Source organism: Mucilaginibacter sp. (assembly GCF_028288185.1).
In the GTDB taxonomy this organism is placed as follows: domain Bacteria; phylum Bacteroidota; class Bacteroidia; order Sphingobacteriales; family Sphingobacteriaceae; genus Mucilaginibacter.
Genome location: NZ_JAQBOF010000019.1, coordinates 37,660 through 51,901, shown reverse-complemented (window position 1 = coordinate 51,901; position 14,242 = coordinate 37,660). Strand labels below are relative to the sequence as shown.

At 37.7% G+C, this 14,242-nt stretch carries 6 protein-coding genes and 1 tRNA gene; 1 reads left to right on the top strand and 6 read right to left on the bottom strand.

The genetic code is table 11. From position 1 onward, the window contains the following. Positions 1–22: 22 nt before the first annotated feature. The 5 genes from JWQ34_RS07690 to JWQ34_RS07670 are packed head-to-tail and all read right to left on the bottom strand — an operon-like array spanning position 23 to position 10,403. The gene (locus JWQ34_RS07690) at positions 23–1,558 is read right to left on the bottom strand and encodes a fasciclin domain-containing protein (protein ID WP_299356139.1); all 1,536 of its coding nucleotides are present in this window, start codon (positions 1,556–1,558) and stop codon (positions 23–25) included. 23 nt (positions 1,559–1,581) lie between these two features. Beyond that, the gene (locus JWQ34_RS07685; protein ID WP_299356137.1) at positions 1,582–3,258 is read right to left on the bottom strand and encodes a fasciclin domain-containing protein; all 1,677 of its coding nucleotides are present in this window, start codon (positions 3,256–3,258) and stop codon (positions 1,582–1,584) included. Positions 3,259–3,269: 11 nt separating this feature from the next. Further along, complete coding sequence (locus JWQ34_RS07680) at positions 3,270–4,838, bottom strand: RagB/SusD family nutrient uptake outer membrane protein (protein WP_299356135.1); 1,569 nt, start codon at positions 4,836–4,838, stop codon at positions 3,270–3,272. A 29-nt stretch (positions 4,839–4,867) separates the two neighbouring features. Beyond that, the gene (locus JWQ34_RS07675) at positions 4,868–8,152 is read right to left on the bottom strand and encodes a SusC/RagA family TonB-linked outer membrane protein (protein WP_299356133.1); all 3,285 of its coding nucleotides are present in this window, start codon (positions 8,150–8,152) and stop codon (positions 4,868–4,870) included. Between the two features lie 13 nt (positions 8,153–8,165). Next, positions 8,166–10,403 (bottom strand): fasciclin domain-containing protein, encoded by a 2,238-nt coding sequence (locus JWQ34_RS07670; RefSeq protein ID WP_299356131.1) that lies wholly within the window; start codon positions 10,401–10,403, stop codon positions 8,166–8,168. Between the two features lie 767 nt (positions 10,404–11,170). Between JWQ34_RS07670 and JWQ34_RS07665 the strand changes: the two genes are divergently transcribed. Further along, positions 11,171–13,777: a galactose oxidase gene (locus JWQ34_RS07665; protein ID WP_299356129.1), complete on the top strand. Its 2,607-nt coding sequence runs from the start codon at positions 11,171–11,173 to the stop codon at positions 13,775–13,777. Between the two features lie 318 nt (positions 13,778–14,095). Here JWQ34_RS07665 and JWQ34_RS07660 read toward each other — a convergent pair. Beyond that, positions 14,096–14,169, bottom strand: a tRNA-Asn gene (locus JWQ34_RS07660). Positions 14,170–14,242 lie beyond the last annotated feature (73 nt).

Genomic DNA, 14,242 nt, shown 5'->3' with positions numbered 1-14,242 from the left:
TAATTTAGGATAGACATATTGGTTAGTCAACTGGGATTAATTTAACAGAGTTTATCTGTACATTATATACGTTAGTAGAAAGTGGACTGCTATTAGCGCATTGAATAGAAAATTTAGCCGATCCATTGGTGGTTACGGTTACACGCCCCAATGGTTGGTCTATACTTAGATTTGCTGCTTGTGTATATCTGTTTGAGGTGTCAAAGCCCTGCAGTAAAGTTGTTGGTACGCCTCCATTAAAAAAGGTGTTTATAATGGCACTATTACCTGTTACATATCTTAATACTACCTGATAATCGCCTTTGGTTACAAAAGGGAATGTGAAATCTATTCTCCCACCTACGTTGTTTAAATTAAATGTAGTAAAACGGTCTACGATACTACCCGAACTAGCGGTTGTTGAAACAACTGCTGATTTTGCACCTCCCGAAGCAACAAATGGATTTGCGGGGTTACTTGGGGGCAGGTCTGTTTTGGGTTCAAACATAAAAGTTTTACGATAAGCCGAGCCTGGTAAGGTAATATCATTCAATATATAATACTTGCCGTTACTGGCAAGCCCTTCGCCAGAGACCTGGGCAGATGATACCGTGAACGTATTTCCATCTTTACTGGTAAAAGTGTTTGTTCCGGCTGCAAGACTTGAAATAATACCATTAACTATGGTGTTTCTAAACAAATAATTTTTAACGATCGTTGAGTCGCCGGCATATGGAATGTTTACACCAAAAAAGTAGCCACCAATATTTATTTCAGCATGAGTGCTACTTAACGCAGGGATAACCAACGATTGGTTGCCACCTCGTGCTGAAAGCATAAGGCCTAATACGTTGGTTACAACAGTGTTTGTCGGAATAAATACCGTTTGTTCAACCTTTTCGCTATCAATTTTACTGTACCCAATAAATTGCGATGTAAAAATGTATTTATAAGGTTGCTTATAAACAGGTTTTCCAACCGAATCATATTTAGTAATTATGTTGTTAACCGGGTCAAACGCTTGTGCAAAACTATTTTGAACGTATTGATAGTAAAGCGAATAATTGGGATCGGTAGAAATTATTTCGTAGATACTCGGTAGCGGTATAATTGCTGTTTGCACTTTATATGCAACGCCATTAACGAGGCGGTCGCCGCTACCATTTACAGCAACAGAATTTGCAGTAATTGTTCCTGATGCAGTAATAAATTTAACATACTTGCCCGAAATAGAGGGTAAGCGCAGCGCATCCATTTTTTCCTTATATATTGCTGTCGGAATGATATGTATACCTATAACCCTCTTTACCAAAATCAGGTTATTTGTATCTATATTACTGAACCCGCCATTCTTTACAGCAAGTACAGTATAAAGCCGGGTCTGTCTTAGTACAGAGTCGTAACCAGTCTTTTTTGCAAGACTTATAAACTGTGTTAATTCAGGATCTTTTTTAAGAAAATCATATAAACTTCCGTTTTGCAGATATTGGGGGTTTATATCCTGATTCAATTGTTTTTTACACCCAAAGAAGCTTATGGTCAGGGCTAGTAAAAAAACTATTTTCGCTATTCTTTTCATATATTAATTTATAGAATTGTTATTTATGGTACCGGTACTAATTCAATATTATACCACCACATACCGGTTACATTAGAAGCAGGCAGCATATCCATCCTAAATACATGTGTATTAGTTGTAGATAAGGTCACTTTACCTATAAACCTTCTATATTGATAATCATTAAAATAAGTGGTTACCCCCGTAGGCGTTGGGCCAACCGTACTTCCGCCCAACGCATCTAAATTGTCATTCAAATTGAGTGAAACCAGATCTCCTAATTGCTTGCCATCGAAATTGAAAGAAGCATAATTAACGTTAGCCGCCGTACTTCTTCGTAACCCGCTATAATTAAGATAAACATTGTAACTGCCTGGGAAAACCAAGGGTGTAGTCAATTCAATCCAAAATCCCTGCAATACCGCTGTTAAACTTACCGCAAGATCGCCTGACCATTCTCCCCTGCCCGTCGGTGGTGAGGTTGTGCCAACCGGGTACCCCCACTTTATCCATTTAAACAATGCCTGATCCGTTGGGTCATTAGGGTATTTAGGAAACTGTGTAGTAAAGTCGCTGATTGTTCCATTTGGCAAAATAATCACTCTATCCGCCGGCTCGCCGGCAAATTTTTGAATAACTGTGATGGGTTTAACTTTATATAGACTTAATACTGATGAAACAGAATTCACAACGCCATTTATTGCCAGGTTATTACTGTTAGGAACATCCAGGCCAACTTTTACCTGTAATTTGCTTGCATCATCAATATGTTTGTTAATAGATAACCCACCTGTGCTGTTAAAGATCAGGAAGTTGCCAGTTGCGTAGCTTTCTTTAAACACATCGCCAAAGTCAGAAATAAAATACTTTTGATTCAATGCATGAAAGCGAACGAACATATTGAGCGAATCGGCCGTATTGGTATAGCTCTTAGTGGTTGTATAGGTGTTAGAATACTTTTTCGCTAAATCATCGAACGAGTTAATACCGGCATTTTTAAGGACCGTATTTGTTTCCAGGAAAAGCGTGCGCCATTTCATTTGCGGCTGGCCGTACCTTATGATAGTTGGGTCGGTTTCTACTTTTTTCAGAATTTCGTCTGAGTTACCGGTTTTATCGAAAGCTTCAAGCATAACAGAATATTCCGGCCTTGCTTTTAACCAGTCATAAAGGTTCTGCGAAGGTGGTTCAAGTACATCATTTATTGAATGGAGAACACCGTTGCTACCAATAACATCAAGCTGATTAACTGTTACCGCACCATTTAGTTTGGTTTTACTTAAACCGGCCGAAATATCAAAACGAATGTAATTACCATTAATAGTTGGCGTAGGCAAAGTTCCCATCACAAAATAGGCAGAACCGTATTGCTCATTGTAAATATGATATTTAAGCAAATTTTTAAGTGTATCAGTGTTTACCTTGGTAATATCTGCTATACCCTTGCGTTTAAAATATAATTTAAAAGCATCATTTGTTGGAGCAAACAAGGTCATGTTACCGTATATACCCAGCGGGTCGGCCAGATTGGTTGATAACAGCGCGGTATATAATATTGAATATTGCTTATCATTTTTGAGTATGTTGATAAGCGTGGCGCCATTATTTGTCCCCAGTACCTGAGCAGGGCTGGCAGTTTCCTGTTTACACGAAAGTGAGAACAGCGCTATTGTACCTAGTAATAAGCACAAAAGTTTATGTAAATATTTCATCTTCATCATTTCTGGCTTAATTATTTATAATATGGATTTTGAACAAGCGCGCGATTACTGGATATCTCGTCTGTATTTAATGGCAGATACCAGCTGTCCGGATTACTTATTCGTGGTGATATTTTTAACTGATCAGTACCGCCTATTGAGTTTAAAATTCTGTCGGTCAGGTACTCTTTATGGGCAAAATTGTCGCGTGATGCAAATCGCATTAGTTCAAACCAGCGTTTCCCTTCGCCAATAAATTCCTTTGCCCGTTCATCCAGAAGTATCTTGTCCATATCAGCAGTTGATGAAGCGGTAGCAACCGGCCAGGGGGCAGGGATAGGATAGTATGCACGTTCCCTAACATTATTAACCAGGTCACAAGCTTGTTGTAATTTGGTAAGATCGTCGGGGTATCTATGAGCAATCGCTTCGGCTTCCATAAGATATACTTCGGCCAGCCGATAGAAAATCCAGTGCGCGTTATTATTCTGATATTTTTGAACCAGCCTTGTTGTGGTATTGTAACCTACGTTGGTTGTTGTACTGTATGACCGGTAATCTGCAACAGGCACATTTTGAAATAAGGCATCAGTACTCAAGGTTACTATCCAGAGTTGGTTACTCTGAAACCACTGATTCATACTGCTAGATTGGTTATTAAGTGTACTATTAGCGAACTGTTCAAAAATAGACTCTGATGTATTGCCGGTATTAAAAATAGAAGTAAACTGAGCACCGGGTAAAAGAAAATAATGCCCTGAGTTGATAACCGACTCGCAGTTTGCAATTGCATTATCATACATGGTATTTGCCGCTGCCGGATTATTTGCCACAGCCGCCTGCCATAGATATACGTCTGCAAGGACTGTTTGAGCGGTGTATTTGGTGGCTCGTATTCTTGGGTAAAGCGAACTTGTGTACCATTCAGGCAGCTGCTTTTGGGCAAGGTTCAGGTCTGTTATAATCTGGCTAAAGATTTGACCAGAAGTTGATTTAGCGATATTAAACGGTTGATCATCTCTTGTATAAGCATCTAAAATAAGCGGCACTTCCTTAAATGTTCGAGCCAGTAAGAAATAACAAAATGCGCGAATAAAATAAGCCTCGCCAACTAATTGTTGTGCTTCCAGCGGGGTGAAATTTGGGTCCAGTTTGGTAACATCCGGTATTTTTGCAATTGCCAGGTTTGCCTGATTAATTATCTTATAAAACGCGGCATAACGTGTAGTTGGGTCGCCGGGAGCAGTTAGATAAGCATCAACGTTTTCTTTACTGAGTTGATTTGCCGGCATTTTAGTAGGATTATTAGCCAGAATCTCACCCCGCATCTCGCCCCAATAAATATAAGCTTCCTGCGGTGTAAGATAAGTTGCAGAAAGGTTAGTAAAATTTGTTTGACCGACAGCAAAATTGGGGTTTGATACGCTAAGATTTGCATACATACCCGCAACTGCCGCTACAGCCTGGCCCTCATTTTTCCAAAACGTGTCTGATGAAATTATCCCTTTGGGAGTAACATCAAGAAGTTTATTACAAGATGCACCGCCGAGTGTTAATGTGGTTAGCAGCAAGTAAAAGATTCCTTTTTTTATAGTTCTCATAATTTCTTTAATAATTTTTAAAAACATCCTTAAAAACTTACTATTGCACCAAGGTTATAGGTAATAGGATTTGGTGTAAGCGCCTTATCTATATTAAATGAGTACACACTGTTACTATTAAGCCCAACACTTGGATCAATACCGGTATATTTAGTTATAATAAAAGGATTGCTTATAGTACCCGATACTTTTAAACGTTTAATACCCAGTCTCTTACAAAGAGAAGGAGGCGTATCATACGACAGGATTAGCTGGCTGCACTTAAAATATGAGCCATCTTCAATAAAGCGGTCACTTCCTACAAAATTATGACCGGCGCCGTAATCAGCTCTGGGCACATCAGTTATATCGCCTTGCTTTCTCCACCTGTTCAATACAATTGTGCTTTGATTATAGGTATCGTACATACTGGTAGTGATCATTTTTGAGTAATTCTCAATATCGAAGCCCTGTTTAAAAGTAAATATGGTAAAGAGCTCCCACGATTTGTATTTAACTCTTAATTGGGCACCTCCGTAATATTTTGGATTTGCGTTTCCAATTGCGGTAACATCTTGTTGGTTAATTACGCCATCATTATTTAAATCAGCATAACGCGCATCGCCACCAACAAATGGATCGCCGGTTGGAGTTAGCCAGCGAACGGGTGTTTTATTGCCATTATAATCTGTAACGAAATTGCCGTTTGGACCCTTAACAAATGCATCCTCATTACGGCTGTAAACACCCTGGTATTTCAAACCATAGAATGTTCCAATTGGGTCACCTTCATTTACAATACTTATAAATTGGCCATTATCAAGAACATTGTTCTGGATCAGGGGCTGGTGACCAGGAAGGTCTAATACTTTGGTTTGAGAGGTAGTAACATTAAACGAAGCTGTAATAGTCCAGTCTTTTGTTTTAAAAGGAACACCTGTTACTTCAAACTCCCATACCTTAGACGATAAACTTCCAGAGTTTGCCACAATAGTGTTATAGCCAGAAGACGTTGGAACCTGAAGTGTCTGAATTAGATCTACAGTTTTATTTTTACTAAAGTCAGTAGTAAAGCTTAACCTGCCTTTAAACATATTCAGATCAATGCCCAGGTTAACTGAGGTTGTTTTTTCCCAACGCAAATTGGTAAGTTCAAGGTTTTGAGGTGTAACACCTTGTATATCTGCAAAAGGAGAACTGGCCTGAAACGTTAACGATGTTAGCCTTGATGTAGTTTCATTTGGGCTACGTCCTGTAATACCCCAGCTTCCCCTGAATTTAAGTGATTCAAGCCATTGAAAACGATCTTCGTGAGCGCGGAAAAAATGTTCGGATGTTGGGCGCCAGAATCCGGAAAATGCAGGAAAGTTTCCCCAACGGTTATTTGATCCGAAATATGAACTGCCCTGACGTGATAAAGATGCGCTTAGTGAATAACGATCGTCATATAAATAATACGTCTGTGCGGTTATAGATACATCTCTTTTAACATAATCTACCGTTTTAATTTTATTATTCACGGCTGTAGGGAAGGGTGAGGTAAGTAAGTCTGACGGTGTTTCGGTACCGTCAAATGTCAGTGTTTTTTGGCTTTCGCCTGTATATCGCGGATAAACACCCATTTGAAGTTGATGTTTGTCATTTAATCCCAGTCCCCTGGTAAAATCATAAACAAAATCAGTTTTGATAAATATCTTTGAATAATTTAGAGGGACATACTGGCCAGTATTATCAGTACTTCCAGCAACGAGGTTAAAGTTATTTAGCCTGTAAAAATCAACACCCGAGGCACTAAGCGGTAAAAACTTGTCTTGCTGCGAACCTAAGTAAGAGTTAGCAACAGTGGTATTAATTTGCATTTCCTTAATAGGTGCATAACGTATAACTACTGAAGACTCAAGTCTGTTTTCCCTGATCTTATTAAGACTATTATCAGCTAATGCCAACGGATTCATAAGGCCGGCCTGGTAAGCACCTGTAATGGGGTTATAAAAAGTGGCCAGGTCATTGCCAAACTGATCCTGGGTATATATTGGCAATACCGGTGCCTTACGAAGTGCAAGATAACCAACTGTATTATTCTGGTCAGTATTTACTGCCAGGTATGCCTGTGTTTTAAGCTGATCAGAATATGCGAAATCACTCTGAAACTGAAGGTTATTTGCTATTTTATAATCAAAATTGAATCTTGCATTCAACCTGTTTAAGCCGGTATTGATGATTGGGCCCTGGTCATTTGTATAACCCAAACTAATATTATACCTGGCAGATTCGCCACCACCAATAATTTGCGCATTATAATTTTGAGTTAACCCACGCTCATTAACAGCATTTTGCCAATTGGTATTTTTATTATAATTTTCATAATCCAGGCTTCCTTTTTCAAGATATAAGAATCTTATGTCTGATGTCGTTATATCTACACTCGTTCCAAACCTGTTTTGATAAGCTTCGAGCATCATTGTTTTATATTGGTCACCATTAAGCAACGGCAAGGCTGTTTGTGGTATTTTAACCGTTGTATTTGTTGATATTGAAACCGTAGGATGTGCATTCGAGCCACGTTTAGTACGGATGTTGATTACACCATTAGCTCCGTCTGAACCATATAACGCAGTAGCTGCGGCATCTTTCAAAATGTCGATTGAAGCAATATCGGCAGGAGCAATATTTACAAGTGCGCTTATTCCTTCTGTACTATTCAAATCTGCACCAAGTGGTGTTTTAAAGGGAATATCGTCAACAACTATCAGTGGCTGGCTACCCAATCCTAATGATACAGCACCCCTTATCTGTATAGATGATCCTGCACCGGGGTCGGCAGAGTTCATGCTGACCAGTAATCCGGCAGCTTTACCCTCCAAAAGTTGATCAACAGAAGTAACCGGTACATCTTCGTACTCTTTCATGTTGATAGTTTTAATAGCGGCGGTCTGATTCCTGGCATCGATATTTAAGAAACCGCCCGAGTTTTTTTTCGGCTGCGCCTTAACCTCCACACTGGCCAGTTCAGAGCCATCATCTAACAGTTTAATATTGATAATCTGTACGCCTTTTAAAGATCTGGTTATCGCACGCATACCAATCATACTAAACCTTAATGAGTCTGCCTGATTTTGTATTTTTATCTGGTAATCTCCTGATTCATTGGTTAATACGCCGTTTACAATACGGCCTTCATTGTTTTTTTCAGTTATTGTAACTCCCGGTAAAGGCTGACCGCCTTTATCAGTTACTTTCCCTCTGACTACGATAGGGGCTTGTGCGCTGGACTTAAAGGATAACCCCATCATTCCAACCAGTAGAACTAGTATAATATATATATATTTTAACATCTCGAGCCTAGGTTTAATATTGTGAGGTAAAGGCATTATCGATCACCTGGATAACTCCATCTTTTGCGAATTTATTCTGAGGGTATTTTGCCGGCTGAGCTTTGTCAACTGTAGCAATTTCTCCAGCCTTACTTGTAAGGCGCAGTGTACCATTTACATAAGAAATAGTAAGCGGTGCATATACAAGAGGGCTCGCGGTCTGTATTTTCCTTGTTGGGAATGTACCGGTTATTGCGCCATCGGTAAATGCCTGTTTATCCGGAACAAAGAAATAGCTTAGATAAGAGATCACCTGCATCCGTAATGCATCAGTAGCCACTGTATTTGGCGTTACCGTCCCGGTTTTGGGAAGTTTACCTGCCACTTGTGCCGCTATAATGGCTTCATTAGAAGGAACAAATAGCGTAAACTTTCGGTTTGTTATTGCCGAGGTTATTGCTGATGTGCCGGTAACACCACTAATAACTATAGTTGAGTTTATAAAATCGGCGGTGTTTATACCGGCAAATGACATTAACTCTTTAAACTTTGCATACTGTGGGTTTATCTGTGGGATAGCCGTTAAACTTGTACTTGCCGCATTCACTATATTATAAAGATTATCCGGGTACCATATCAGCTTATTTATCCCCTGGAAATAACCATTAGATTTTAGGATATCCGGATTGGTTACTGTTATTACAGTATCTCTTTCCGGGCCAGTAACTCTACTGTTAGCTGTTGATACGAAAGTGCCGTTTTGAGTTGGATAGAATTTATCAGTTGTACCCTGCATTGAAGAAGTACTTATCTGATTATTCATTATAATATGATTACCAACAAGGTTAGTTAGTTCGGCTATTGATACTGCTGTTTCAACTGTATTAACTTTTCTGTAAAAGCCTGCCGGGCCTGACACCGGGTGATCTGTCCAATATATTCCCCTTGCCAGAAATGCAGCATTTGTGGGGACGAATGCGGTAAATTGACCGTCTTTAGAACTTAATAAACTAAGTAAATTGGTTCTTATCAATGCTTCAGCAAAATACCAGTATGTTGGACTAAAGAAGGCCGGCCCGGGTATTGCTGCGAATGATAAAGGCTCAATTACCTTATTAGTGGTATACATAAGGCCATTACTGGTCATTTTTATCGATTTGATATCGCTTCTTGATAGTGATACCTTATCGCCTGTATAATTGGATGTTAATCCACTGGTAACTTTTGAAGGCCAGTCCATAGTAGACACCAGGTGGCTCTTATAAAGTAAAAGTAGGGTATGGGTTGGAATAGAATCTTCAATATTGTAGAAATTTGCAAGCAGCTTTGTGTTTAAGTAATCTTTAAAAGATGTTGAAGATGGTACGAATATGGTAAATGATTGAGATTTTGTTGCCAAAATTGGATTTTCATTATCCAAATTTGGTTCTGTAAGGTAACTTCTTGTAAATAATGAATCAACTACACCATCACCATTAACATCACCGTTGTTTCCCTGTGCCTTAGTTCCTGCGGCATTATAAGAATAGGTTAAAAAACGCCTTTTTAATAGTCTGTTATAATCAACATATTCAGTATTGTTTTCCAACTCTTGTGCAATATTATATACGGGCTCTAAAACACGGTCAATAATATGTAAAGCACCATTTCCGGATGCAATATCTTTTTTTATCACTGTAGCACCCATTACATTCATCTGTGTTTGCGTGTTAACTACTGATGTCGGTCCAAATACATCTGTATAATCCTGCGAAGTGACATTGTAATAAGAAAAAAAACGTGGGGTATATACCTGGATCATTTTGCTTGGATAGAACACTCCTTTTTTTAGCGTAGGATCAAAATATGAAGCAACAGCCCGTGTTTCATATTTGTATATATCCAAGTTCAAGGTCGGGTCGGCACTCGGCGAAATAAAATTTCCCTGGAACAGCATCCATTTCAAAATATGATACTTGATCATTTGTGTAAGTACCGGTATCGGGATATCGTCTAGTTTTTTGTACTGCGTGCTGCTTGCAAAATATTTTGCAAAAGCTGCGTTGTTGGGGGCCATAACGGTGAAAAGCCCTGATGAACTTAGCTCATCTTTAAGACCGGGAACCCTGTTAACAGCCGCAACAAATACGGATAATGTTGAATCCAGTAATAGTTGTGGGTAAATTGTTGCAGCCTGTCCTTGTGGCGCATTATATATTTGCGAGTAGTTTTTTTTACAGCCACTACCAACGAATATAGTGAACAGCAATAATAGTAGTAATGATATTCTCATATTATAAAATAAATGGTTTATCTGGTTCAGTTTATAGTGCATAGATAAGTACACGCTTATACAGACCCTTTGCAGGTATATAAGCCGATAAATAACTATTAAATAATACTGTTAATAAGCCCATTAACATCAATCAATTGTTGATTTCTATTTTTGATTGTACAAACAATCTTTAAGATCAATCGAAGGATGTTCTTAATTCAGGATTAAATTGGGGTTATTAAGTAAAATTGGTTTTATAAAAATTTCTTCATGTTTGGTTGTTTTAGGTTGTATAATAATTGGTGTTATTAAAAAGCGTTTTCCCATCTGCTTTGTAAACAAATGTATTTTATAGATATTAATAGAGCTGATAATAAACGCTTAATAAGAATTAACAAACCGCTTAATAATTACTTAATACATGGGTTATTTAGTGGTTTTTTATAAAAAGATTGATAAATTTTATTTTTTATTCCTTAATGTCAAATTAATAGCAGATTTATATTGGCTTTTTTTTAAAAATATTTTTTTAAAAAAAAGCATTGGTCAAGCAACTGTTTTTAATAGTTTTAATACCTAAAGATTATAAGTTTTGAAATGGTTGTTTTTTAAATCCCAATCTGTAATCACACAGCAATTATATTCCTTAAAACATATCCTTATGGCCTGGTTTTATAGAATTCCATCATAATTTTTGACTATCACAATAGGTAATTATCTTATTTTAGTTTATTTTTGATAGGTCTGCCAATTGTAAACCTATAACGATCGGACAATCGTGAAAAATGAATAAAATAAGTAAACTTTTTTTGATTGTATTTTTGTTTGTTAGCACGTATTGTCACGCACAATCTTATGGACTGCAATTTGCGGGGAATGAAGTTGTCCAAGATTCTCGTACCGGCCTTGATCTGGGAGCAGGATCACCACTTTGCTTGGCAAAGAATTTCACTTTATCATTCGAGTTTGCGTTTCTTCCGGGTCAAAAAGAATATTTTGGCTATATATTAAGGTTGATTGATAATAAAAACAACAACATAGATATTATTTATGATACCAATTTGATACAAATGATGATTGTTGCTGATGGACGGCCATTTGATTTTCCTGATTCCATCCAAAAATCGATGCCATTTAAACAATGGACCAAGGTTATTTTAAGTTATAATGAGGAATCAAAAATCCTGGCAGTTACTATTGGCAATAAACACTTTCAACAAAAGGCTAATCTTTCTCCAACATCCCTAAGAATATCATTCGGTGTAAATAGCTATAAAGACTTTAAAACTACGGATGTTCCTTCGATGAAAATTCGTGATATCCGAATAACTGAGAATGAAAAATTGAGGTATTATTGGCCACTTAATGATAAAATTGGTAATAAGGCCCAGGAAATTGAAGAGGGGAAAAATGCTACAGTTAGTAACCCAAACTGGATAAAACTTGCCTATTCTGAATGGTCGCGACTTCGTAAATTTGATGCAAAAGGCCGGGTAAGCGCCGCATTTGACCCCGAGCACGATCTTATATATATAATTGCAAAAGATTCGCTTTATACTTTTTCTATCAATAGCAAATTATTAACCGTTAACGCCTACGCATCAGGCCCTTCTGTTCTTTTAAAAGGCAATCAATCTTATTATGCCAAAGAAAGCAATCAATTATATAATCTGCACATTGAGCAGGAAATTATTTCCACATATGATTGGACAAAACGTTTGTGGGACAAAAAGCCTAAGCCCGCTGCTATAAGCGATGTTAACTTTTGGCATTTTAATAAACTATGGGCGCCTGATGAAAAATCCTTTTATATCTTTAATGGATATGGGCACTTTAAATATAAAAACATCGTTCGCCGGTTTGATATGACAACTGGGACAGTGCAATTATTAAAGCCTACCGGCGATTATTTTGCACCACGTTATCTTTCAGGCCTTGGGCCCGCAAAAGGAGGCGCTTACATTATTGGAGGGTACGGAAGCATGTCTGGCGAACAGACTGTTAATCCAAAGAATTTTTATGACCTCTTTTATTTTAATATAAAAAACAACTCATTCAAGAAGATATATCAACTTAGAGACACTTCGGAAGATTTTGTTTTTTCAAACTCACTTATTATTGACGAATCATCAAATTCTTTCTATGGATTAATTTTTCCGAAACATAAATACAATTCACATTTGCAACTTGTAAGAGGATCTCTTACAAAACCAGAGATAAAAGAATTGGGCAACAAAATTCCGTTCACTTTTCGTGATAACAATTCCTTTTCAGATCTTTTTTACAGCACTAGTACAAAAAAATTCGTTGCAGTAACATTGTCGAGTAAAAGTGATGAGCTATCATCAGAGGTTGCCATTTATTCTCTTAACTCGCCACCGTTACCTGTAGAAATTACTGCATATAACCAGGCGGCAAGCATGTGGAGAACCTGGCATCTATGGGCCATTCTTCCTTTTACAGTTATTATCTTATTCGTTATTATCAGGATTATTAGGGCTAGGAAAGCTAAATCGAGTCGTGCTTTTCCAATAACAGAATCCAATCTGACACAAATAAATAAACCCGCTCAACAGCCTAAGTCATTAAATTTGGAAGATGCATCGTTGCCGTTAGAAACAATAGTTGACGAAACCTTACCCGATAAGAGTAAGATAACCGGCATGATCTATCTTTTTGGTGACCTTGAAGTTTTTGATTCAGATAATGTGGATATTACCAGATATTTTACACCTCTTATTAAAGAGCTTTTCCTGGCGATATTACTTTACACCATTAGGTGGAAGCGCGGTATTAGCTCTGTTGAATTAACAGAGTTACTATGGTTCGACAAATCATCAGAAAGCGCCAGGAATAACCGTTCGGTAAATATTGCTAAACTAAAAACTATACTAGATAGGATGCAATATTGTCAGCTTTCAAAAGAAACAGGTAACTGGAGGGTTAACATTGATCATGAAAGGATACGGATTGATTACTATGATTATTTTAATATTATCCAGGACAGGAGCAAGCTTGACAAACAAAAGATCAAAGAACTTGCAGAGATCATTAAAAGAGGAAGCTTTCTGAAAAAACTAGATTATGAATGGCTTGATACATTTAAATCAGAAATTTCTAATGAATTGATCGATACTTATCTTCACTTTGCTAAATCGACTCTTGTTTCTGAGGACCCGGAGTTTTTGATTAGAATTGCAGGATATATTTTCTATTTTGATCCGGTTAACGAAGAAGCTATGATCATTAAGTGTAAAGCGCTGGCTTACTTGGGCAAGCATTCCCTGGCTAAAGAAGCGTTTGAAAATTTTTGCAGGGAATACAAGGCAATTTATGGAAAAGATTTTCAGCAAGATTTTAACAGTATTTTGGAGCAATCTTTACATCTATAATCTATAATAGGTTATTTATAGTAGAAGCCAGCTAACATTGATTAATCCTTTTATACTGGTGGACATTCCGGAGCCATTGACCACCTCATTCTGACTGAAAACTACAGACAGGCATTTCTAGAACACTTTGACCACATCAATTTCTTGAGTATTAATTGCTACTTCCCTTCTTATCAACACAACTTGATGCGCTATAGCGCACGGAATAGCCTGGTCAAGCATGCCGTAATATCCACAGAATAGATCTTTTGAACGTGATTTTTGTGCAAACAAAAAAACCCAACTCGCCAGAGTTGGGTTAAATCATTGATTTTTAGGCTCCTGAGGCTGGGCTCGAACCAGCGACCCTCTGATTAACAGTCAGATGCTCTAACCAGCTGAGCTACTCAGGAATCATTTTCCGGTTTGGAGTGTGCAAAAGTATGATTTCTGCGTTAATTTCACAATATTTGTCAAAAAAAATTA